The sequence below is a fragment of the Kitasatospora papulosa genome, from assembly GCF_000717245.1.
GTDB lineage: Bacteria > Actinomycetota > Actinomycetes > Streptomycetales > Streptomycetaceae > Streptomyces > Streptomyces papulosus.
Window position 1 is genome coordinate 181,834 of the sequence record NZ_JNYQ01000011.1, and the last position, 23,942, is coordinate 205,775.

Here is a 23,942-nt window from a genome sequence, read left to right on the forward strand (position 1 = left end):
CAAGAAAACAGAGGCCCCTCAATGAACCGTGCCCATCGCCTCGCGGCGTCGGCCTCCACCGGGCTCGCCCTCCTCGCCGCAACGGCCTGCGGTACGACCGACGTCGACAAGGCAGCGGCCGGAAGCACCGCCGACGCGTCACCCGCGTCGAAGAGCTGCGCCGACGACACCACGGCCACCTCCACGAAGCCGGTCTCCTTCAAGGACGGCGTCGGCCGGCAGGTCGAGCTCGACAAGCCCGCCAAGCGGATCGCGGTCCTGGAGTGGCAGCAGGTCGAGGACGCGCTGACCCTGTGCGTCACCCCCACCGCGGTCTCCGACGCCAAGGGCTACAGCACCTGGGTCAGCGCGGAGAAGCTGCCCAGCGGCGTCACGGACATCGGCACCCGTGAGGAGCCCGACCTCGACACCCTCTACGCGGCCAAGCCCGACCTCATGGTCGTCGAGGCCTTCGACGCCGACGACGAGACCATCGCGAAGCTGGAGAAGCGCGGCGTCCCCGTGATGGCCACGCGGGGCGCGAACCCGAAGGACCCGATCGGGAACATGCGGGAGGTGTTCAGCATGATCGGTGAGGCGACGGGCCGCACCGAACGCGCCGACCAGGTGCTCGACGAGTTCGACCAGCACCTCGCGACGGCGAAGAAGCAGGTCACCGACGCCGACCTGCCCACGAAGGACTTCCTGTTCTTCGACGGATGGCTCCAGGGAGGCAACCTCACCGTCCGCCCCTACAGCGACGGCGCCCTCTTCACCGAGATAGGCAAGGAACTCGGTATGAAGCCCGCGTGGACCAACGACGTCAACAAGGCCCACGGCGACGGCGGCGTCGACCCCTCCTACGGTCTCGCGCAGACCGACGTCGAAGGACTCACCGCGGTCGGTGACGCCAACCTCTTCTACGCCAACGACGAGGGCGCCGGAGGCTACGTCGCCGCCCTGGCCAAGAACCCGATCTGGAAGACCCTCCCGGCCGTGAAGGAAGGACGCGCCCACGCGTTCCCGGCACGGGTGTGGGGCGCCGGCGGCCCGCGCTCCTGCGCGCAGGCGATCGACGCCTACGTCGACGTGCTCGACAAGAAGTGAGCACACAGCAGATACCGGCACCCGGAGGGAAGCCGCTGCCGCGCGCCGAGCGCGGTGGCGGCCCCACCGGGGTGCTCGTCCTCGTACTCCTCCTCGCCACCACCGCGCTGGTCGGCCTGTGGCACCTCACGCAGGGGACCTCGGGCGTCGGCGTCGGCGACCTGGTGCGCTACCTCGCCGGAGACCGGGACAACACCGGCGGGGCCCCGGTCGGCGAGATCTTCACCGGCTCCCGCCTGCCACGCCTCCTCGCCGGCATCGCGGTGGGCTTCGCCCTCGGCTGCGCAGGCGCGCTGCTCCAGTCGGTCACGCACAACGCGCTCGCCTCCCCGGACACCCTCGCGGTCACCGCCGGGGCCTACTTCACGCTCACCCTCGTCGCGGCCTTCGGACTCGCCGTCCCGCTCTGGGCGTCGGGTGCCGTCGCCTTCGCCGGCGGCCTGGTCGCGGCGGCGCTCGTGCTGCTTCTGGCCGGCCGAGCCGCGGGTACCGCGGGCACCCGCCTGATCCTCGCCGGATCGGCGACGGCGATGGCCCTGGACGCGGCGACCGGGATGATGCTCATCCTGTTCAACCAGAACACGACCGGCCTCTTCGCCTGGGGCAGCGGTTCGCTCGCCCAGCTGAACATCGACGCCTCGGTACGCGCCTTCCCTCTGGTGGCCGTGGTGCTGTGCGTCGCTCTGGCACTGTCCCGGCGGCTGGACGTGATGAACCTCGGCGACGACGCCGCGTCCACCCTCGGTGTGCCGATCCGTTCCACCCGTGTGGCCGCGGTCCTGTGCGCGGTACTGCTGACCGGCACCGCCGTGACGCTCGCCGGTCCCATCGCCTTCGTCGGCCTCGGCGCCCCCGTCGCGGCCCGCCTGATCGCGGGACGGGCGCGCGCGCTGCGCCGGCACTTCTTCCTCGTACCCGCGGCGGGGCTGCTCGGCGCGCTGCTCATCCTGCTCGCGGACGCCGTCCTGCGCGCGCTCCAGGGTGCGTCCGGTGCCGCCTCCATCCCCACCGGCGTACCGACCGCGCTGCTCGGCGCCGTCGTGATCATCGTTCTCGCGATGCGCCTGCGCGACACGGGCCGGCTCCGTCAGCCGCCCGCCGCCCGGGTCGCCGCGCGGTCCCGCCGCGCGTATCTCCTCGTCGTGGCCGTCACGGTGGCTCTGCTGGCCGGGGCGGTCGTCGTCGCGGTCCTGGCGGGAAGCCTCTGGCTGAAGACGGGGGACGTCGTGCTCTGGATCCAGGGCACGGCCCCCGACCTGATCGGCCAGGCACTCGACGACCGGTTCCCGCGTGTCGTCGCGGCGGTCCTCGCCGGAGCGGCGCTGGGCCTGGCCGGATGCGTCGTACAGAGCTCGGTACGCAATCCGCTGGCGGAGCCGGGAGTGCTCGGCATCACGGCGGGCGCCGGACTGGGGGCGGCGAGCGTCGTCACGTCCGGCCTGTCCGGCGGGCAGCCGGTGCTCGTCGCGGTCGCGGTCGCGGCAGGGCTCGCCACCTTCGGGCTGATCGCCCTGCTGGCCTGGCGCGGCGGCTTCCTGCCCGACCGGTTCGTCCTCATCGGCATCGGCTGCGGGTACGGCCTCAGCTCCGTCACCACCTTCCTCCTGCTGCGTGCCGACCCGTACAACACGCCCCGGATCTTCACCTGGCTCTCCGGCACGACCTACGGCCGCACACTGCCCGATGTCGTACCGGTCGCGGTCGCCCTGGCGCTCGCGCTCCCCACGCTGCTCGCCATGCGCCGTCAGCTCGACCTGCTCGCCGTCGACGAGGACACCCCGCGCCTCGTCGGCGTCAGGGTGGAACGCGCGCGCTTCGCCGCACTGGCGATCGCCGCGGTGCTCGCGGCGCTCAGCGTGATCGCCGTCGGCGTCGTCGGCTTCGTGGGGCTCGTCGCACCGCACCTCGCCCGGTCGCTGGTGGGTGCCCGGCACGGCCGCGCGATCCCGGTCGCGATGCTGCTCGGCGGGCTGCTGGTCTGTGTGGCCGACGCCCTCGGCCGCACGCTGGTCGCACCCGCGCAGGTGCCGGCGGGCCTCATGATCGCCCTGGTCGGAGCGCCGTACTTCGTCTGGGTGCTCCGGAAGTCCCGCGCATGACACCGCGAGGCGGATCCCGTCCCCGTTCCCTCCGACCCGCAAGGAGTTCCGCCATGGCGGCCCCGCAGGAAACGCCCGTGAGCAGCGTCGTCGTCCCGTTCGTACCCGGCACCACGCCGGCCCCGTTGCGGCGCCTCGGACACGACGAGGTGGTGGAACGCTGGCACGCCGTCGACCGGTCCGCCCAGGCTCCTCACATCGTGGCCGTCGCCGTCCGGGGCGACGAGGGCGAGGAATGGACCGCTGCCGCACTCGTGACGGCCCGCCCGCACACGGCCTATCTGAAGATCGTCGACGCCGTCGGCGACGTGCCGGCTGCCGTGGCGGCGGTCGTCGCACACGCACGTGACCGGGACCTCGCGCAGGTTAAGTGGGAGGGATGGACGGCGAGTCCGGAAGCCGCCGCCGCTGCGGGCTTCACGCCGCTGCAACCACCGCTCGCGCAGTCGGCAGGCGCAGCCGGACCCGCCACCGGTTACGTCCGCTGGCTGGGCGACGCCGAGGTGACGGAGCCCCCGTACTACGGGCAGAGCACGCACTTCACCTGCGGCGCCGTCACCGCGCTGGTCGCGCAGACGCAGGCGGGGGCGATGGCGCGGGAGGCGCTCGACCGCCGGGCGGAGCTGACGCTCTGGCGCGCCGCGACCAACTTCCAGGCCTGCGAACCCGTCGGACTGGGCGTCGCCGTGCGCAGGGCGTGGCCCTCGTCGCCGGTCGCGGTCCACCTCGACACGGACCTGCCCGTCATGCTCGGCCACCTCTCCGAGAGCGAGCAGGAGTGGCGTGCCTGCCTCCAGAGCATGTCGCGTACGGACGCCGAGAGCGTCGGCGTCCTGGTCGACCACCGCCCCCTGACCGTGGCCGCGATCCGGGACGCGGTCGGCCGAGGGGAGCACGTGCTGCTCCTGGTCTCGCTCGCCGGCATGCAGGGGTTCGAGGTCCCGCACTGGGTGCTCTGCCACGGCACCGCACCCGGCGCGGTCGTGATCGAGGACCCCTGGGCCAACGCGGCGACGGGGGACACCTGGGTCGACGCGCATCTGCTGCCGGTCGCCGACGCGTCGCTCGACACGATGTCGGCCATCTCGCCGGACGGCTTCCACGGCGCCGTGACCCTCGGGCGTCCGGAACGGGGCGAGGCCTCCGAGACCGGACCGGCGGGCGGGTAGGCCCTCGGGAGCGCTCCGCGGATTCCGGCGGTGCCGTTCGCCCGTGCGGGGCCGTCCAGGTGACCGCACACGGCTTCGGGGACGTGAGCCCGGGCGCGGTGAACCGGATCCTCCTATGCTGGAACCGCAGAGCGGGGCCGGGATCGAGGCGGTGGCGCATGAAGGAACCGCAGCTCGATTACGCGGCGGTCTTCCACGCCCTCCCCGGCATGGTCGCTCTGCTCACTCCCGATCTCCTGTACGCCGACGCGAACGAGGATTTCCTCCGCCTGGCCGGACGGAGCCGCGAGCAGTTGCTGGGCCGTTACATCTTCGACGTGTTCCCCGAGAACCCCAACGACCCGGCCGCAGCCGGAATGCGGGAGACCCGGGCGTCCATGCTGCGCGTGCTGGAGACCGGCGAGCGCGACACCATGGCACTCGTCCGCTACGACATCGAGGACCGCGAGCGCCCCGGCCACTGGGCGGAACACTTCTGGAGCCCGGTCAACGCGCCGGTCACCGATGCGGACGGGCATGTGCTGTCGATCGTGCACCGGGTGGAGGAGGTCACCGAACTCATCCGTGCCCGCGGCGCGTCCGACAGCGGCAGGGCCCGCGTGCTGGAGGCTGAGCTCTACACCCGCGCCCGTGAACTCCAGGACATCAACGAACGTCTGCGCAGGGCTCATGCGCGCGATCGGGAGGTCGCCCTGGCCCTGCAGGAGGCGATGCTCCCCGCCCCTTCCCCGGTCGGGCACCACCGTGCAGCTGTCCGCTACCAGCCCGCTGCCAGCACCCTGAACGTGTGTGGTGACTGGTACGACCTGGTCGACCTGCCGGGCGACCGCATCGCGGTGGCCGTCGGCGACGTCGTAGGGCACGGTCTGAAGGCAGCCTGCGTGATGGGGCAGCTGCGCAGCGCTCTGAGTGCGGCCGCCCGCGTCGCCGATGGGCCCGCCCGCGCCCTGGAGGCCGTCGGGCTGTATGCCCGCCGTGTCGACGGCGCCGAGTCGTCCACGGTGGTGAAGACGTTCATCGACTGGGCCGCACACACCATCGTGTACAGCAGCGCGGGGCATCCTCCTCCGCTCCTTCTCCATCCCGACGGCACCGTGACCCTTCTCGACCAGGCGACCGACCCGCCGCTGGGCGCCCGGCCCGACCACGTCCCTCGCCCTGAGGCGACCACGCCCTTCGTCGAGGGCGGAACCCTGGTCCTGTACACCGACGGCTTGATCGAGCGTCGTCACGAGGACATCGACCTGGGTCTCGCCCGTCTGTCCGACGCACTCGTCCGCCACGGGCAGGCAGGCCCGGAGGAGCTGGCGGACGCGCTGCTGGCCGACCTCCTCCCACCCGCCGGCAGCACCGACGACGTCGCCCTGGTGATCATCCGGCTGTGACCCGCTCGGGTCCGCCGGGTCCTCCGGCCGACGCCCCCGGGCGCCTGATCCAGGGCGCCCGGGGCCGTGCGTCACAGCGTCGGCGCCCGCTCGATGAACGTGTCGAGCACCCCGTCGGCCACCTTGATGGTGCCCTGCGGCCGGGTGGTGCCCGGGATGGTGGTGTACGCGGCTGCCTGCTTCGCCAGTTCCGCCGCCTCGGCGAAGTCCGCGTCTCCGCTCCCCGAGTGCAGCCGGGCCCGCAGGCCGTCCAGGGTGGCGTCCAGCGAGCCGCCCCATGCGTCGAGGGCGTCCAGCCACGGCTTCGTCTGCGCCAGGAAGGCCGGGTCCCCGACACCGGCGCGGATCTGCTCGGGAGCCCCGGCCAGCACGTCGGCGTAGGCACCGAGCTCACGCAGCGCGGCCTGCCGTCGGGCACGGGATCCGCTGTTCCACGCCTCGGTGAAGTCCGCGAGCCGCGCCGCCAGTTCGGGGGCCTGCGGCTGCCAGTCCGTGTCGCCGAAGGTCGGCGCGAGGTGCTGGGTGTCGAAGAAGGCGAGGAGCGCCCGGGTGGTGGCGGGGTCACCGCCGGCCAGGTAGCCGGCCGCCGCGCGCCAGGTGCGGGCGGGGTCGTAGTCCTCGTCGTTCCAGGCGAACGACGCCCCGCCGAAGAGGGCGACCTTGCTGGCGGCCGCCTGGTTCATCGGGTTGAGCACGATGCCGCTCAGCGCCTTGTGCAGCCCGGCCTCACGCTTGTCGTACGGGGCCATCAGCAGCCGGCCGGTCGTCTGCCCGTAGTCGTTGACCGGGTAGTTGTCCCAGAGGAACACCTTGCGTCCCCACACCGCCGAGGCGGCCTCGGCGTCCGCCACGCTGATCGACGGGGGAACGACGTCCGTGCCCGTCCACTGCACGACCACCTTCGGATCCAACTGCTCGCGCAGCACGGACTTGTAGGCGGAGTCGGCCGTGTCGGAGTACTCGGTGGGCACGAACTGGAGCGGGGCCGCGTCCGGGCGGGTGTCGATGAAGTCGTGCTGCACGGCGTTGAGCAGGTCGGCCTGTGCCTGCCCCGCGCTGCCCCTGCCCGGGGCGCCGTACTTCTCCTGGTCGGCCTCGCAGTTCCACTTGGTGTAGCTGATGTCGTCCAAGGCCACGTAGAAGCTGCGGGCCCCCTGGTCGTAGAGGGTGCCCAGCTTCGTCTTGAGGGCGCTCACGTCGGCGGGATCGCTGTAGCAGACGGACAGACCGGGGGAGAGGGCGTAGGTGAAGTCGACGTGGTGGGCGGTGGCCTGGTCGATCAGCTCACGCAGGTCTGCGAGTTTGTCCGCCGGGTAGGGCTCGCGCCACTCGTCCCTGAGGTAGGCGTCGTCCTTCGGCGTGTAGATGTAGGTGTTGGCCTTGATGTCGCCGTAGAAGGCCAGCTGGTCGAGCCGGTCGGTGTGCGACCAGGGCGCGCCGTAGAAGCCCTCGATGCTGCCGCGCAGGGGCATGGCCGGGTGATCGGTGATCGAGACGGCCGCCACCGTGCGCTTTCCGGTCACCAGTTGCCGCAGTGTCTGGGCGGCGTAGTAGACACCGTCACCGTCGTTGCCGGCGAGCACGATGCTGTCGCCGCGGGAGGCGAGGGAGTAGCCCTCGGCGACCAGGGTGCCGGGCACGGTGCCGCCGGTGGCCCGCAGGGCGGCGGCCACCACGCGGTCCTTGACGGAACCGGCCACGACGGTGAGTTTCGCTCGACCGGCGGGGGTCGCCGCGGTGGCGGCCGCGGCCGTGTCGATGTGGCGTGCGCCGGCCGAGGTCAGCGCCTTCTTGATGACATCGATGCTCGCGGCGTCCACGTCGTCGCCGAGGACGAGCCGCACGCGGTCGGGGACACGGAGGTCCCGTCCTGCCGATTCCATGTGCTGCGGGGTGGGCGTGACGACGGGCATGGCCGCGGACACGGTGGGCGCCGGCGTGGTGGCCGGTCTTCCCGCCGCCCACGCGGGAGCGGAGAGCGTACCCAGGGCGAGCAGGGCCGCGGCGCCGAGAAGGGGGAGCCGGGGGACACGGGACAGACAGTACGGATGGCTTGCAGACATACGGATCACTGCACCTCCACGTAAGTGGACCACCGCATTCAGGTGGAGTGGTCTAAACCACCACTCGGCGGCGTCGGTGTCAAGATCTCGCCCTCGGAAAGGGGGAACCGGCGGGACCGAGGCAGCCGGAAACCGCCGGATCCCATCGGCCGGTGACCGGCCCGGCGCAAACGCGGCCGGCCCGCACAAGGCGGGCCGGCCGGGCCACGACGGGGCGTCAGGTCGACCAGAGGACGTTGCCGTTCTCCTGGACGACCACCTTGCCGTCCGCCCGCAGGACGAGCTGGGCTCCCGGGTGGTCGTGGGTCTTGGAGGCCCATATCGCGCGGTCGTCACCGTTGTGGATCACGAGGTTTCCGTCGGGCTGGAAGATCGCCCGGTGGTTCTGGCCGAACGTCATCGCAGCCCAGATCGGCTTGCCCTGTTCGTTGAGGACCACGAGGTTGCCGTCGGTCTGCATGACCATCTTGATACGGTTCGTCGTCCAGGCCTGGTTGACCTGGATGACGCTGGGAGCCGAGACGACCACCGTGCTCCACTCCGGCTTCGGGGAGGGCTTGGGCTTCGGCTTGACCTTGGCCTTGGGCTTCGTCGCGGAAGGGCTGGGCTTCGGCGGCTCCGGTGCGGGGACCACGGGGGCCACGGCCTTCGGCTCGACCGCCTTCGGCTTCTCCTTGGTCGGGGAGGGGCTGGGCTTCCCGGCCACGTAGTCGTCGAGCGCGGCGGGGGCGGAGTTCGGGTTGAGGACGGTGTCCGCGCCCCCCGCCACCGGCCGCATCGGTGTCTCGTCCCCGCCCTTGTCGTTGGCGCTTCCGACCAGCAGCAGGGGTATGGCCACCAGGGCCGCGCCGAGGAAGGCGGCACCCGCCAGGACCGGCGTACGCGGGCGGCCGGCGTGGACGCCGGTGGCGGTCGTGGTGCCGGGCGCCGTCGCGGCTGCCGTCGTGACGCCGACCCCCTCCCCGGACGCCTCGGGGGCCGGGGCCTTGGCGGCCTGCGGAGGGGTGGCCGCGGTGTCCCCGGCCGGTGTGGCGCCGGACTCCGCCTCGGGTGCGGGGGCCGGCGCCCCCTCGGCCGGTGCCGGTGCCGGTGCCGGTGCCGGTTCCGGCGACGCGGGCCGGGGGCCGGCCGCCTCCGTGTCGGGGGCGGCGGCCGCTGTCGTGTTCGCGCCGGGAGTGGGGGGCTGGGAGGACATGCGGTTACTCCTTCTCGGTGGCGGAGCCGTGGGTGGGGCCGGAGGAACACCTGCGAGCCCTCGGCGCACGGGCTGACGTCCTGTCGAGGGGCCGGGACGCCCAGGGTCCTCACCGTCCGACCGCCGACCGACCCGGCGCGCGGTGGCGGCCACCGGTCCGACGCCCCTCCGAGCGGTGAGGCGGTGCCGTGGGGCCCCGGTCCGTGCGTCCGGACCGTGAGGCGCCGCACGTCGAAGAGGCCGATGGCGTACCCAACGTAGCCGTTCGGGGCGAGAAGGGCCGCGCCCTCACCCCGGGACTTCCCGTCACTATGTCCTCTTCCTGCTCACTGCTCCCGGAAAGTTCACCGACCGGGCAGGAAACGGGCACGTCGGAGGCCCAAACGGACCCGGTCCGAACTCCCATGGGTCCTGGCCGTATGACATCCTGTTGGTTCCCCGATCTGATCAATGCCGGCGTGCGCGCGTGGCGTTTCGACAGCCGAGAATTCGTACAGACCCAAGAGTTCAGGTGGAGATGCGGCCCGGAGAGCGACAAGAGGGCGCGGACGGCGCCTCGTTCGTCATGCCCGAAGCCCCGGACCCCGCCGCCGGACCGGGGCCGGGTGTCGGTGAGGACACCGTCGCAGCCGACACCTCCGGCATCCCCGAAGCAGTGAGGGCCGCGGCCCGCCGTGCTCCGGGTCACTGGGTCGGGGTGGTGGACCCGGAATGGACCGAGGAACGCACACCGGCCGAGTGGGCGGTGCTGGGGGAGTGGCAGTCGGACGCGAGCGGCAGGGTGGGCGAGTACCGCGCCAACCCGGCGTACCGGCCGTCGGCGCGGGTGCTCGGATGGCCGGAGCCCACCGATCCGGTGGACGCCGCGGCGCAGCGGGCCGCCACCGGCTACGGGTCGGTGGAGGAGGCTCTCGCGGTCCTCGCCGAGGCGGAGATCACCGTCGTGCGCGGACCGGACGGCGGGCCGCTGACGGCAGCCGGACGGGACGGGGCGCCGGTGGTCCTGTTGTTCACCTCGCCCGCACACGAGTTCATGTCGTCGGCACTTCACCATGACAGGCTGCCGGTACAGGAACTTGCCCGCTCACTGAAGGATCCCGGCACCTTGCTGATGGTCAACGCGGGAGCCGCGGCCCCCCTGCTCGTCCCGGCGGAGAGCCTCCCCGGCCCCGCTCACGTCGCGGGCGACGCCTGGGCGCCCGCCACGGAGTACGTCGCCGCCGCCTCAGGTACCGCGGAGCACGTCGGGACCGCCCCGGCGGAACCCTCCGCGGACCGGACCGCCAGCTCATCCGACCAACTGCCCCCCACCACAGGCAGGACCCCATGACGAGTTCGTCCCAGCAGCCCCCCGCCTCCCCGAAGGCACGCGCCGAGTCCTCCGCCTCCGGCGGCGAGGAGTCGGCCGTCGGCACCGCGTCCACCGCCTCAGCCGCACCCACGTCCGGATCCGCAGGGTCGACGACCGGGGCGGACGCCGGAAAGGCCGGTACGCGGACCACGGAGGTCGAAAGCACGTCCGGAGAAGCCGAAAAGGTTTCCGGAGAGGCCGCGAAGCCCTCGGGAGAGGCCGCGAAGGATCCCGGCGCGACGGGAGAGGAACCCGCAGGACCCGCGGCGGGCACGACGGCCGAGCCCGAAGCCGGCGCCCGGCCCGAGTCCGAGGCCGACCACGGCGGCACCGCCGCCGCGCAGAGCCGCTTGCCCGCACTCGTACGGACCATGACGGCGACCGCGATCGGCAGGCCGGAGCAGGACGCCGGCACCGTGGGCAGGCCCGGCAAGGCGGTACTGGCCGGGGCGGCGGTGGCGGGGGCGCTGCTCGTGTCGGTGCCCTTCCTGATACTCGTCGGGAACGACGACAAGGGCCCCGAGCGGACGTCGGTCGCCGCCGCGGGGACCGTGCTCGACGGGAGCGGCCCGGAGGCACCCGGTGACTTCGCGGTGACCCCCGCCGAGACCACCTCACCGGCCGCGGAGAAGACGAAGGCCGCCGACGAGCCGGTGAAGGAGAAGCCGGTGGAGAAGGCCCCGGTGCCGGAGAAGGCGAAGGACGTGCCGAAGAAGGCCGCCGAACCGGAGGAGCAGCCGAAGAAGGAGAGCACGGAGAAGAAGTCCGACGGCGCCAAGAAGCAGCCCGCGAAGGCTGCCGCTCCGGCCGTCACGCTCAGTGGGCCCGTCTCCTTCCGCAGCCATCTCTCGGGCCGCTGCATCGACGTACCGGGCCATGACTTCAGCGACGGCAAGGCGCTGCACGTGTGGGACTGCAACGGCGCCCCCGCGCAGAAGTGGCAGTTCGCCTCCGACGGCACCATCCGCATCAAGGGCCTGTGCCTGGACGTGGCCAACGCGAACTTCAGCGACGGCACCCCCATCCAGATCGCCTGGTGCAACGGCAACGCCGCCCAGAAGTTCGCTCTGAACGGCGCCCACGATCTGGTCAACACCGTCGTCGGCATGTGCGTCGACATCGCGGGCGCCAACCGGAACAGCGGGGCGGCGCTGCAGCTGTTGCACTGTTCGGGCAACCCCGCCCAGAAATGGAGCACCTGACCGCAGCTCCTCGATGCCGGGAGCACCCCTCCCGGAACCCGTACCCGCCGGGGACGAGGCATGATGGCATCGTCGGCTCGCCGGCACGCGTCCCCGGCGAAATCGGGGAGTCCGCAGAAGACGCCGCCGTAGCAAGGAGGTTGGTGCGTGTCGCGCCAGGTACTGTCGGTCGGCCCCGCCGACCGCTTTTCGACGATCGGTGAAGCGCTTGCCGCAGCCCGTACCGGGGCGCTCATCAGCGTCCGGCCCGGGACGTACGCCGAGAACCTGGTGATCCACACCAGGGTCACCCTCACCGCCGCCGAGGGGCGGGGCACGGTGGAGATCAGGCCGCGTTCGGGCAGCGTGATCGCATTGCGCGCCGATGCCGTGATGCTCTCCGAACTGACCCTGCGGGGTGGCGACGCCGAGCTGCCGGCGGTGGACGTACGGCGCGGGCAGGCCGCGTTCGACGGCTGCGAGATCATCGGCGCCGCATGGACCGCGATGCTGGCCGGCGGAACCGGCTCCCTCGCGCTGCGGAACTGCCGTGTGAGCAACCCGCAGGGCGCGGGCATCGTCGTGACCTCGACCACCCCCACCACCGTCGAGTCCTGCACGCTCGAACACCTGGGCACCAGCGGCCTGGTCCTCGCCGAGCAGGGCGAGGCCCGCATGCGGGACTGCACGGTGCGTGATGCCCGCGGCAACGGCCTGCTCGCCAACGGTGAGACCCGTGGCAACGTGGAGGACTGCGACATCTCCTCCACCGACAAGCCCTCCATAGCCCTGGAAGGGAACTGCTCCGTCTCGGTGGTCCGCACCGTGGTGCACGACACCAGCACGGGTGTGCACCTGAGCAGCTCGGGCCGTACGACCCTGGAGGACGTCCGCGTCACCGGGGCCTCCGGAAACGGGATCGCGCTGGCCGGGGGCACCGACCCGGTGCTGCGGCGCTGCCGCGTCTCACGCGCACGCGGCCACGGGGTGCTGGTCACCGACCGGTCCCGCGGCACCTTCGAGGACTGCTGGGTGGACGGCGCGCAGGGCGCGGCGCTGCGGGTCGCCGGGGCCGCCTCCCCGGCACTGACCGGCCTGACGGTCCGCGACTGCGACGGACCCGGACTGCTCCTGGAGGAGGACTCGGCACCGGAACTCGACCGCCTCGAGGTGATCGGCGGCACGCCCGCGGTCGCGGTCGTCGGAGGTGCCAACCCGTTGCTGCGCAGGGCCAGGCTGGTGGAGCCCTCCGGTGACGGCATCGCGTTGACCAAGGACGCCCGCGGCCGCGCCGAGGACTGCGAGATCGTCCGTCCGAAGGGCGCCGGTGTGCGCGTGGCCTCCGGCAGCACCCTCTACCTGGCCGGTGGCGGGGTCTCCGACCCCGCCACCAACGGGCTGGTGGTCGAGGACGGCGGCAACGTCACCGTCCGCGACTTCCGCGTCGAGACAGCCGGCGAGGAGGCCGTCGTGGTCGCCGCGGGCGGCGAACTGACGGCCAACCGCACCGCCGCGCACGCCCCCAAGGGGCATGGCTACCTGATCCGTGAGGGCGCGCTCGCCTCGCTCAGCGGATGTGAGGCCACCGGCGGATCCCAGGACGGCTTCCGGGTGGAGTCCACCGCGCCGGTCTCGCTCGTCAACTGCCACGCACGGGAGAACGAGGGCGGCGGTCTGGTGCAGACCGTGCCCGGCGAACGTCTCGCGGTGGACAACCTGAACAGCGTGAGCAACGGCAAACGGGACGCCTGGGGCACCGGCAGCGCCGAGAACACCGACCCGGCCGGCTCCGGCGCCGCGGACGCGCCCGCGCCGGACCGTGCGGACGGCCCGCTCGGCGCCCTCAACGCGCTGATCGGACTGGAGAACGTCAAGCAGCAGGTGCGGACCCTGGTCAACCTCACCCAGCTCGCCCAGCGCCGTGAACAACTCGGCATGTCGGCGCCGCCGATGAGCAGACATCTCATATTCGCCGGTCCGCCCGGCACCGGAAAGACGACCGTCGCCCGCCTCTTCGGCGCGATCCTGGCCGAGCTGGGCTCGCTGCGCAGCGGGCACCTGGTGGAGGTCTCGCGTGCCGACCTCGTCGCCCAGGTCGTCGGCGGCACCGCGATCAAGACCACCGAGACCTTCCAGCGGGCCCTCGGCGGCGTCCTGTTCGTCGACGAGGCGTACACGCTCGCCGCCGACAGCGGCAACGGCGGCGCCGACTTCGGCCGCGAGGCCGTGGACACCCTGCTGAAACTGATGGAGGACCACCGCGACGACGTGGTGGTGGTCGCCGCCGGCTACTCCCGCGAGATGGACTCCTTCCTCGCCTCCAACCCGGGTCTGGCCTCCCGCTTCTCGCGGACCGTCGAATTCGAGAACTACTCCGTGCCCGACCTGGTCGCGATCATGGAGAGCATGTGCACCCAGCACCAGTACGAGCTGGGCGAGGGCACCGCCGCCGCTCTGGCCGCGCACTTCGAGGCGATGCCACGGGACGCCGGCTTCGGCAACGGCCGTGCCGCGCGCGGGGTGTTCGAGGAGATGGTGGACAGACAGGCGGTCCGCCTCGCCGAGCAGCAGCAGGTCAGTGAGCACGATCTGCGGCTCCTGCTGCCGGAGGACGTCTCCGCCACCGCCGCGGCGGCGGCCACCGACACCGCCGTTCCGGCCGACGACCCGCTGACCCGTCTCGGCGACATGATCGGTCTCGCCGAGGTGAAGCGCGAGGTCGCCGACCTGGTCAACCTCATCACCACGGCCCGCCACCGCGCGGCTGCCGGACTCCCGGTCCCCTCGCTCAGCAACCACCTGGTCTTCACGGGCCCGCCCGGTACCGGCAAGACCACCGTCGCCCGCCTCTACGGGGAGGTCCTGACCCAGCTCGGGGTGCTCGACCGGGGCCAGCTGGTCGAGGCGGCCCGCGCCGACCTGGTCGGCCGCTACATCGGCCACACCGCGCAGCTCACCCGTGAGGTCTTCGAACGGGCCCGTGGCGGCGTGCTGTTCATCGACGAGGCGTACACCCTCACCCCGCGCGGGGGCGGTGCCGACTTCGGCCAGGAGGCCGTGGACACCCTGCTGAAGCTGATGGAGGACCACCGCGACGAGGTGGTCGTCATCGTCGCCGGCTACACCGACGAGATGGAGCGCTTCCTCGGCTCCAACCCGGGTCTCTCCTCCCGCTTCCCGCGCCGGATCGCGTTCGCCGACTACTCCTCCGAGGAACTGGTCACCATCGTGCGGACCCAGGCCGCCAACATGGGCTACGAGTGCGGGCCCGGCACCGGTCCCCTGCTCAAGGAGTACTTCGACGCGATGCCGCGGGACCGTTCCTTCGGAAACGCCCGGCTCGCCCGCCAGGTGGTCGAGTCCATGGTCACCCGTCAGGCGGGCCGGCTCAGTTCGCTGGCCGCGCCCACCCTGGACGACCTGCGTGTTCTCCTCCCCGCCGACGTCACGGCCGTCGCACCGAAGGTGGCACCCCGATGAGGCCGCCGGGGAACGGGGCGGCCCGCCTGCTGTCCGGTGCCGGCCTCGCCGCCGCCCTGCTGCTGCCCACCGCCCTTCCTGCGCAGGCGGCACCCCCTTCGCGCGTCCCCGCGGCCGACGGGAAGAAGGGCCAGGAACTGCCCGGCATGCCCTCCGCCCTCGACCCCGAGGCCGAGGAGGTGGTCTGCACCCCGGCCTCCCGGGAGACGGCGAAGAAGCAGGACTGGTCGCGCCAGCGCCTCGACCTGGACCGGCTGCACCAGCACAGCACGGGCGCCGGGGTGACCGTCGCGCTGATCGGCACCGGAGTCGCCCCCGGCGCGGCCGGTCTCAAGGGCCGGGTCACCGCCGACGGTGACGCCGCCGACGACTGCGTCGGAAGCGGCACGTTCCTGGCCGGCCTGATCGCCGGGACCGGCGGGGACAGCCCCCGGCTGGCCGGGGTGGCACCGGAAGCGAAGATCCTGGCCCTGCGCGGCACCGACCGGCGTGGCGCGGCGAGCGCGGACCTGGTGGTGGACGCGCTGCGTGCGGCGACCGAGGCCCGTGCCGAGGTGATCGCGGTGGCGGTGGCCCTGCCCCGGCAGGACGCGGCGCTGAGCAGCGCGGTCGCGGAGGCCCGCCGCGCGGGCGCCGTCGTGGTCGCGGCTGCCACCCCCGACCCGCCGTCCCGGGGCGGGTCCGACGAGATCCCGCCCCGCACGTACTGGCCGGCCGGTGAGCCCGGCGTCCTCTCGGTCGCCGACATGCTCCCCGGCGGCGTCCGTCCGGACGGCTCCCTGCCCACCGACGGCGTCGATCTGGCCGCCCCGGGCGCCGGTGTCGTCTCCGGCGGCCCGCGGGGCAAGGGCCACTACCTCGGCGGCGGCGTCCCGGTGGCCACCGCCTACGCCGCGGGAGCCGTCGCGGCCGTCCGCGCCGCCCACCCCGACGACTCACCCGAGGACGTCGTCCGCCGTCTGACGGCCACCGCCTACCCCGCCGACATCCCCCAGCTGGACGCCTACGCCGCCGTCACCTCCGTCCTCGGTGAGCCGGCCGCGGCCGCCAGGGACAAGCACGGAGCGGAACCCGTGACCGTCCGCGACACCGCCGCGACGGACCGCGCCACCGGCCGGGCCACGCTCTTCGTCCTGCTCGGCTCAGCGGCCGTCCTCGCCGTCCTCTGGGCCGGTTTCGCCCTGTCCCGGGCCCGCGCCCGGGGATGGCGCCCGGCGGGAGCGGCCGGAACGACGTCCGACTGATCGATCCGTGGCATGACGACGACACCCTCCCGAGGCCGGCCTCGGGAGGGTGTCGTCGTCATGCGTCCTGTCAGTGCGGTCAGTCCTGGCTCCGGCTCTCCTCGATCAGCGCCGTCTGCATGAGACGCGGCCGGCGGCGGGCGATGTGGAGGGCCCGGCCGGGCGGAAGGTTGAGGGGCTTCGCGTCGCCGAAGAGGCGGCCCTCCGTGGGCGGGCAGGAGAGCAGGACCGCGGGGTTGTTGGCCTCGTCCAGGCGGCGGATGAGACCGTCGCTGAGGCCGCGGCCGGCGCCCATGGCACTGCGGGCGACGACCAGGTGCAGACCCATCTCGAAGCCGAGGGTCAGATTCTCGAAGAGCGGCTCGAAGGGACTCTGGAAGGAGTTTCCGGAGACCATGTCGTAGTCGTCGACCAGGACGAACAGGCGGGGACCGGTCCACCAGTCGCACCTGCGCATCCGGGCGGGCGCGATGTCGGCGCCCGGGACACGGGACTTCATCGCGCGGGCCGCGCCCTCGATCGTCTCCTTGAGGTTGTCCAGGGAGATCACGTGCCCGATGCGGTACTCCTCGGGAATGGCGTCGACCAGGGTGCGGCGGTAGTCCACCGCGATGATCTTCGCCTCCTCCGGGGTGTAGCGGGTGGTGATGTTCCTGGTGATGCCGCGCAGCAGGTTGGTCTTGCCACTCTCGGTGTCGCCGACCACGATGAGGTGCGGTGTACGGCTGAAGTCGTGCCAGACCGGTTCCAGCGCGTCCTGGTCGATGCCGAGCGGGATGCGCATGCCGCCGCCCTCGGTGGCCTCGGGCGCCGGGAGGTCGGATGCCGGGAGCCTGTGCGGCAGCATCCGGACCTGAGGGGCGGGTGCGCCCGTCCAGTGCCGGGAGATCTCCGAGACCAGGTGCGTGACCCCGTCGCCGAGGTCGTCCAGGGAACCGCTGCCGTCCAGCCGGGGCAGGCCGGCGAGGAAGTGCATCTTGCTGTCCGCGGTGATGCCGCGTCCACCGCTGCGCGGCACCGAGCGGGCCTTGCGGGTGTCGATCTCGGAGTCCATCGGGTCACCCATCCGCAGTTCGAGGCGGGTGGCCGCCTGATCACGGACCTGGGCGGACAGCTCCACCCAGCGCGTGGTGGTGATGATCAGGTGGATGCCGTAGTTGAGCCCCCGGGCGGCGAGTTCGTTGAACTTCGTGATCAGGTCGTCGTAGTCCTGACGGACCGTGGACCAGCCGTCGACCACCATGAACACGTCGCCGAACGGCTCGTCGGGGAACTCCCCGGCGGCCCGGCGGCGGCGGTAGGACTGCATGGAGTCCAGCGTGTGGTCCACGAAGAACTGCTCGCGGCGGGCGAGCAGCGTCATGACCTCGGCGACGGTACGGTGCACCCGCTCCGGGTTGAGCCGTGCCGCGACCCCGCCGACGTGCGGAAGGGCGGCGAGCTGCGACAGACCGCCGCCGCCGAAGTCGAGGCAGTAGAACTGGATCTCGGCGGGGGTGTGGGTGAGGGCGAGGGCGGCGATGAGCGTGCGGGCGAGCGTGGACTTCCCGCTCTGCGAACCGCCCGCCACGGCGACGTGGCCGCCGGCTCCGGACAGGTCCACGACCAGCGGGTCGCGGCGCTGCTCGAAGGGCTTGTCCACGAGGCCGACCGGGACCCGCAGCCGTCCGGTGCCGGACCACCCGGCGGCGGTCAGGCCGCGCTCCGGGTCGGGGGCGATCCCGCGCAGCAGGACGTCCAGCGGGGAGGGCTCGTCCAGCGGCGGCAGCCACACGCGGTGGGCGGCGGGACCGGAACCGCGCAGCCGGTCGAGGGCCACGTCGAGCAGGGCCTCCTCCTCGCCCGTCTCCTCGGCCTCCGGCTCCGGCTCGGTGGCCGGGTCCAAGGTGCGCGGCACCACCCAGCCGCTGGTCCACGGCACCACCTGGCTGGCCACCCGGGCCTGGACGACCGCACCGGTGCGGCGCCCGTACGTCCCGGACGAGTAGGCGGCGCGGAACCGGGTGAGGGCCTCCACCCCGGACTTCAGGTAGCCGCTGCCCGGCTGGGCGGGCAGCTCGTAGGCGTCCGGGACGCCGAGTACGCCGCGGCTCTCCATGGCGGAGAAGGTACGCAGACCGATGCGGTACGACAGGTGGCTCTCGAGCTGGTGCATGCGGCCCTCGTCCAGGCGCTGCGAGGCCAGCAGCAGATGCACCCCGAGGGAGCGGCCGAGCCGGCCGATCATCACGAACAGGTCCATGAACTCCCGGTGCGCGGACAGCAGCTCACTGAACTCGTCGACCACCACGAAGAGACTGGGCAGCGGGGTGAGGTCCGTCCCCGCGGCACGGGCGCGCTCGTACTCCAGGGCGGAGGTGTAGTTGCCTGCGGCGCGCAGCAGCTCCTGGCGCCGGATCAGTTCACCGTGCAGGGCGTCCTGCATACGCTCGACCAGCGCGACCTCGTCGGCGAGGTTGGTGATGACGGCGGAGGTGTGCGGGAGTTCCTCCAGACCGAGGAAGGTGGCTCCACCCTTGAAGTCGACCAGGATGAAGTTGAGGGTCTCGGAGGAGTTCGTCAGGGCGAGCCCCAGGACGAGCGTGCGCAGGAGTTCGCTCTTGCCGGAGCCGGTGGCTCCGATGAGCATGCCGTGCGGGCCCATGCCGCCCTGCGCGGACTCCTTGATGTCGAGGTCCACCGGGCGGCCGTCCACGCCGACCGCGATCGGTACCCGAAGCCGTGCGGAGCCCGTGTGACGGTTGAAGAGGGTCTGCGGGTCGTGCCGGTGCAGGTCGGGGATGCCGAGCAGCGTGGTCAGCTCCACGTCCGTGTCCATCGGCTGCGCGATGTCGGTGCCCAGGCTCATCCGGCGGGGGGTGATCAGCCGGGCCAGCGACTCCGCGCCGAGGAGGCCGAGCCGGTCGGGCCGGCCGAGCGGCACCGAGCGCTCCTTGCGGCTGCGGTCGGTGCGCACCAGGCTCACCTGGTCGGTGCCCACGGTCAGCCTCAGGGTGTTGCGGCCGGGGCGCCAGCGCAGCGACCCGGATATGTCGAGGGCCAGTGCGTTGCGGTAGCCGTGTCCCTCCCAGCGGTGGCCCTCGGGCACGGAGACGCCGTCCAGGACGACGATCGTGTAGGGCTCGTCGCGGCCGGGGCGCGCTTCCGGGTCGAAGCCGGGGCGTTCGGCGAACTCGGCACCCAGGAGGTCGTCGAGTTCGGTGACGTCGGCGGTGATCCGGCGGGCCTGTCCGGCGCCGTCCTCCTCGTACGGGTCCAGCGTGTGCGGGAGCCACTTGGCCCATTCCCAGTCGGGCCGCCGCTCGTCGCTGACGCAGAAGGCGATCCACAGCTCCTCCGGCGCGTGGAACACCGCCAACTGGCCGAGCATGGCGCGCACCAGGGCACGCACCGCTTCCTCGCCGGGGCCCTCGCCCGCCTTCCCGGACGGGGTGCCGCCCGGCCCGGAGGCTTCCTGGTCGGGTGTCTCCTCGGGGCGCAGCAGCACCCGGGCCGACGAACGCAGGTAGAGGCCGAGGGGCTGCCCGGGGATGGTGGAGTAGGCGCGGACGAAGCGGCGCAGGGCGTGCGCGCAGAGGGGTTCGAGGTCCTCGACCGGCCGGGTGGAGACCGGGTTCAGGGTGAGTGCGAGCTGCTGCTCGCCGACCGCGAGACGGATCTCGCCGAAGTCCTCGTCGGCCGGGCGCCGCTCCCACAGCCGCGAGGTGCGGGCCAGTGAGCGAAGCGACGCGGGCTCCGGGTGGCGCCAGGCGAGCGCACGCTGCTGCTCCGTGATGGTGGCGCGGACCCGCTTGCGGATCTGGGCCAGGTACCGCAGGTAGTCGCGGCGTTCACCCTTCAGACGCTGCTTGCGCTCACTGGAGCGCCGCATCAGCTGACCCAGCAGCATGGCACCGGCGGAGAGCGCCATGACGCCCATCGCCAGGTACATGAAGACGCCGTTCCCGCCACCGGGGCGCAGGAACATCAGCATCATCGAGACCGACATCAGCGCCATCGGCAGATAGGTCCAGATCGCCGAGGTGTCGGGCACCGTCTCGGCGAGGACCGGCGGCTCCTGGAGGGTCAATTGCCCTTCGGGCATCTCCGGCCCGCGCCTGCGGGCCGGGCGACGAAACAGCACGACACTCAAGGGAACAGAACCTCCGGTTCACTGAACTCTCCGGCCCGCACCGGAATTCCGGCGCACCCGGCGGTGGAAAGGGCCGCACCGCACCGATTCTCCGGGCCCCACGCGACGCGCGGTGAACGCCGGATGAATGTTTCGAGCGGATGGCCGGGCGCGGGCAACTTCCGTGATGGCCAACCACATACCGGATAAATGGAGTCCGGTCCGCAGCGCGACCCTGTGGTCGTAGGCAGTAGTGTGCATTCACGGAACACGACCTGTCCACGCGGGACTGGTCGTCGCCGGGGTCAGCGGAGGCACATTCCGCACCCGGCCCCCCGGTTCGCGGCCGCGCGGACCTTCCGTACTGTTCGCACATCCCCCCTAGCGGGGAAGTCTCCTGTCAAAGCCTTTCGGAAGACGAGAGTTCAGCTGATGACCGACAGCGCGGTGGCCGAATCGTGCCGCCTGACCGTACGTGCACCGAGCGTCAGCATCGATCTGGCGGTGCCCGCCGACGTACCGGTCGCCGATCTGCTGCCCACCCTGCTGCGTTACGTCGGCGAGGAGGCCGAGGAGGCCGGACTCGACCACGCCGGCTGGGTGCTCCAGCGGCTGGGTGACGCCCCGCTCGACGAGGAGACCACCCTGGCGCGGGCCGGGCTGGCCGACGGCGCCGTGCTCTACCTGCGCCCGCACACCGAGGCGCTGCCCGAGGCACGGCTCGACGACCTGGTGGACGGCATCGCCGAGACCGTGGGAAGGCGCCTGCGCACGTGGTCCCCCGGCGCGGCCCGTGGCCTGCTCGTCGGTACGGCCGTGGCGACCGTGGCGACCGCCCTCGTGCTGGTCTTCTGGCCGGGGGTGACGTCCAGTTCCGGTGGTTCCAGAGCGGCCTGCGCGGCCCTGGTCGGCCTGCTCCTGCTCGCGGGAGCCGGCTCCGCCAGCCGGGCGGTCGGCGACCGCGCCTCCGCCGTCGCCCTCGCCCTGCTGGTCGCACCCTGCCTCGCGCTCGTCGGCTGGGTGCTGCCCGGCGGAGACCTGACCGGCCCCGACGCGGAGCAGGTCGCGGGCGCCCGGCTCCTGGCCGCGGGTGCCGCGGGCGCGGGAGGCGCGGTCCTCGCGCTGGCCGCCACCGCCGTCGGCGCCCCCGCCCTGCTGGCCACCGCCATGGTCGCGGTGGCCACGGCGATCGCCGGGGCGCTCATGGGATACACGGGCCTGGACGTGCCGGCCGCGGTGGCGCTGGTCGCGAGCTTTATTGTCCTTGCCGCCGGGGCCGTGGCGCCGTTCGCCTTCAAACTGGCCGGGATGCGGATGCCGGCGCTGCCGTCCACCGCCGGCCAGCTCCAGGAGGGCATCGACCCCTACGTGGGCGACGAGGTCGCCGAGCGCACCGAACTGGCCGGACGCTGGGTCACCGCCCTCTTCGCCGGCACCGGCACGATCGCCGCGGCCGCCCTGGTGGTCCTCGCCGAGAAGCCGGACCTGCCCGAGGTGCTGACCGGCCTCGCGCTGAGCCTGCTGCTGCTCCTCCACAGCCGGGGCCTGGTGCACATCGGCCAGCGCCTGACCCTGGCGCTCCCCGGGACCCTGGGGCTGCTGCTGATGGCCAGGGCCTGGGCGTTCGACAGCGGAGCCGACGGCCGGGTGGTGGTCTTCGGCGTGCTGCTCGCCGCGGCGGCGGGACTCGTCGTCGCGTCCTGGACGCTGCCCGGCCGCCGGGTCCTGCCCTACTGGGGCCGTGCGGCGGAGCTGGCGCACACCGGCCTCGCCGTCGCGCTGCTGCCGTTCACCCTGTGGGTGGCGGGACTCTTCGGCTGGCTGCGCGGCCTGTTCGGCTGATGAGGCCAGTCGGACGCCGTCACACGAGAACGAGTTGAGGAGAGGCTGTGCAGTCCAAGCGCGACCAGGTACAGGCCCACGGATTCATGATGGGCAGGCTCAGCTCGGGCCTGCTGACGGCCGACCCGGACGCCCCGGAGAGCCCGCTCGGACGCACCACCCGGGGCGTGGTCTTCGGCGTGCTGGTGACGGTCCTGATCGGAGCGGGCGCCACCGTGTACGGGCTGCTGCGCCCCGGTGGCAACGACGGCTGGCGTGGCGAGAGGAACCTGGTGGTCAACCGGGACACCGGAGCCCGCTACCTGTGGACCGGCACCGACGGCGTGCTGCACCCGGTGCGCAACTACGCCTCGGCGCGCCTGATCGGCGGCTCGGACCTGCCGACCGTGGACGTCGCCACCGCGTCGCTGCGGGACATCCCCGTGGGGTCACCGGCCGGCATACCCGGAGCGCCGGACAGCCTGCCCGGACCGGGACAACTCGACGAGGGCGCCTGGCACATGTGCGTCACCGGGCCGGGCGGAGCACTGGCCAGCACCTCGGGTGCCGCAGGGGGAACCGGGGTGGAGGAGCCGGGAGCCACGACCGTGGTCGCCGGAGCGCCCCTGGACTCCCGCGGTGTCGGTGCCGACCGCGGGGTCCTCGTGCGCGGCCCGGACCGCACCGAGTACCTGGTGTGGCGCGGCAGCAGGCTGGCGCTGGACCGCGCCTCCGACGCCCGTACCGCTCTCGGGTACGGCTCCGAGCAGGCCATGCCGGTCTCGGCGGCCTTCCTCGACGCCCTGGCCCCCGGGCCCGCCCTGAAGCCCCCGGAGGTCGAGGGGCGCGGTGCCGAAGGACCCGTGCTCGGCGGTGAGGCCAGCCGGACGGGCCAGCTGTTCGAGGTCAGCGTGCCCGGCGGAGGCAGCACGTACCACCTGCTCCGGAAGGACGGCCTGGTGCCGCTGACGCGGCTCGGCGCCGCGCTCGTGCTGGGCGACCCGGCCACCCAGAAGGACGCCTACGAGGGGAAGTCGCCCGAGGTGCGCGCGCTCGGCGCCGACGCGCTGCGCGAGCACAGGGCGCAGGACTCCGGCACCGCCGGATCCGCGGAGCTGCCCGAGACGCCGCCGACCCCGCAGTCGGCGCCCCGCGGCACCGCGCTCTGCGCGCAGGTGGACGGCGACAACGGCGGCGCGCGGATCAAGTCGGTGCTGGTACCGCTCGCCGAGCTCGCCCCGGTCGCCGTGTCGGAGGGAACCGCGCAGCCGCTGGACGCGGCCTGTGTGAGGACCGACGTCACGGTGGTGCGCCCCGGTCACGGAGCGCTCGTCCGCGCCCTTAACGCGAGTGGCGCCGCGCACGCCGGCACCACCTACCTGGTGGCGGAGAACGGTGTGAAGTACCGGGTTTCGGCCAAGGACTCCCTGGCGGCGCTCGGCTACGCGGAGAAGGACATCAGCTCCGTCCCCGCACCCCTGCTGGCAGCCCTCCCGACCGGTGCCGACCTGGACCCGGCAGCCGCGTCCGGTGCCGCACAGCCCAAGGTCACGGCTCCGCGGTGCGGTGCCGACGACCCGGATGAGCAAGGCGGCGGGAAGGCCGGGAAGGGCGAAGCGGAGCGTGTGGACCAGGCTGCCGCGGAGGGCGGGACCAGGGCGGCCGGCTCCACGTCCTGACACCCGGCGACCCGCTCCCGCGGCGCCGAAGAATGAGAAGCCGAGGCAGTGGTGACTTTATGCTGCGCTCTCGTCGCT

Annotated in this window: 13 protein-coding genes; 10 read left to right on the plus strand and 3 right to left on the minus strand. The window is 72.9% G+C overall.

All coding sequences use genetic code 11. The features are described 5' to 3' along the window. Positions 1–21: 21 nt before the first annotated feature. The 4 genes from IA22_RS0125490 (at position 22) to IA22_RS0125505 (ending at position 5,739) form a co-directional block, all read left to right on the plus strand. Positions 22–1,086: an iron-siderophore ABC transporter substrate-binding protein gene (locus tag IA22_RS0125490; RefSeq protein ID WP_030124954.1), complete on the plus strand. Its 1,065-nt coding sequence runs from the start codon at positions 22–24 to the stop codon at positions 1,084–1,086. After that, positions 1,083–3,185 carry an iron ABC transporter permease gene (locus tag IA22_RS0125495; protein WP_030124955.1) on the plus strand — a complete coding sequence of 701 codons (2,103 nt, stop codon included), beginning with the start codon at positions 1,083–1,085 and terminating at the stop codon, positions 3,183–3,185. Before IA22_RS0125490 ends, IA22_RS0125495 begins: the two co-directional genes overlap by 4 nt. A gap of 53 nt (positions 3,186–3,238) precedes the next feature. Further along, positions 3,239–4,354, plus strand: coding sequence for a peptidase C39 family protein (locus IA22_RS0125500; RefSeq protein ID WP_030124956.1), 1,116 nt, complete (start codon positions 3,239–3,241; stop codon positions 4,352–4,354). Between the two features lie 158 nt (positions 4,355–4,512). Further along, positions 4,513–5,739, plus strand: a complete 1,227-nt coding sequence (locus IA22_RS0125505) for a PP2C family protein-serine/threonine phosphatase (protein ID WP_030124957.1) — start codon at positions 4,513–4,515, stop codon at positions 5,737–5,739. Positions 5,740–5,810: 71 nt separating this feature from the next. On the opposite strand, the gene IA22_RS0125510 is transcribed toward IA22_RS0125505, so the two are convergent. Both IA22_RS0125510 and IA22_RS0125515 read right to left on the minus strand, forming a co-directional pair. Further along, positions 5,811–7,811 carry a glycoside hydrolase family 84 protein gene (locus tag IA22_RS0125510; protein WP_030124958.1) on the minus strand — a complete coding sequence of 667 codons (2,001 nt, stop codon included), beginning with the start codon at positions 7,809–7,811 and terminating at the stop codon, positions 5,811–5,813. Positions 7,812–8,019: 208 nt separating this feature from the next. Then, a complete protein-coding gene (locus IA22_RS0125515) occupies positions 8,020–8,997 on the minus strand; it encodes a mannose-binding protein (protein WP_030124959.1) in 978 nt (325 codons plus the stop codon). Positions 8,998–9,514: 517 nt separating this feature from the next. On the opposite strand from IA22_RS0125515, the gene IA22_RS0125520 reads away from it, so the two are divergent. The 4 genes from IA22_RS0125520 to IA22_RS0125535 all read left to right on the plus strand — a co-directional run bounded on the left by IA22_RS0125520 (position 9,515) and on the right by IA22_RS0125535 (position 16,253). Then, positions 9,515–10,327, plus strand: coding sequence for a type VII secretion system-associated protein (locus tag IA22_RS0125520; RefSeq protein WP_015579106.1), 813 nt, complete (start codon positions 9,515–9,517; stop codon positions 10,325–10,327). Then, positions 10,324–11,550 (plus strand): ricin-type beta-trefoil lectin domain protein, encoded by a 1,227-nt coding sequence (locus IA22_RS0125525; RefSeq protein WP_030124960.1) that lies wholly within the window; start codon positions 10,324–10,326, stop codon positions 11,548–11,550. Before IA22_RS0125520 ends, IA22_RS0125525 begins: the two co-directional genes overlap by 4 nt. A 147-nt stretch (positions 11,551–11,697) precedes the next feature. After that, positions 11,698–15,009 carry a right-handed parallel beta-helix repeat-containing protein gene (locus tag IA22_RS0125530; RefSeq protein ID WP_030124961.1) on the plus strand — a complete coding sequence of 1,104 codons (3,312 nt, stop codon included), beginning with the start codon at positions 11,698–11,700 and terminating at the stop codon, positions 15,007–15,009. Next, positions 15,006–16,253: a S8 family serine peptidase gene (locus IA22_RS0125535; protein ID WP_015579108.1), complete on the plus strand. Its 1,248-nt coding sequence runs from the start codon at positions 15,006–15,008 to the stop codon at positions 16,251–16,253. Before IA22_RS0125530 ends, IA22_RS0125535 begins: the two co-directional genes overlap by 4 nt. A 79-nt stretch (positions 16,254–16,332) precedes the next feature. Here IA22_RS0125535 and eccCa read toward each other — a convergent pair whose 3' ends face one another. After that, positions 16,333–20,385 carry a type VII secretion protein EccCa gene (eccCa, locus tag IA22_RS0125540; RefSeq protein WP_030124962.1) on the minus strand — a complete coding sequence of 1,351 codons (4,053 nt, stop codon included), beginning with the start codon at positions 20,383–20,385 and terminating at the stop codon, positions 16,333–16,335. A gap of 411 nt (positions 20,386–20,796) precedes the next feature. On the opposite strand from eccCa, the gene eccD reads away from it, so the two are divergent. Beyond that, positions 20,797–22,206 carry a type VII secretion integral membrane protein EccD gene (gene eccD / locus IA22_RS0125545; RefSeq protein WP_030124963.1) on the plus strand — a complete coding sequence of 470 codons (1,410 nt, stop codon included), beginning with the start codon at positions 20,797–20,799 and terminating at the stop codon, positions 22,204–22,206. A gap of 47 nt (positions 22,207–22,253) precedes the next feature. Beyond that, on the plus strand, positions 22,254–23,864 hold the full coding sequence (eccB, locus tag IA22_RS0125550; RefSeq protein WP_014153550.1) for a type VII secretion protein EccB: 1,611 nt from the start codon (positions 22,254–22,256) through the stop codon (positions 23,862–23,864). Positions 23,865–23,942 lie beyond the last annotated feature (78 nt).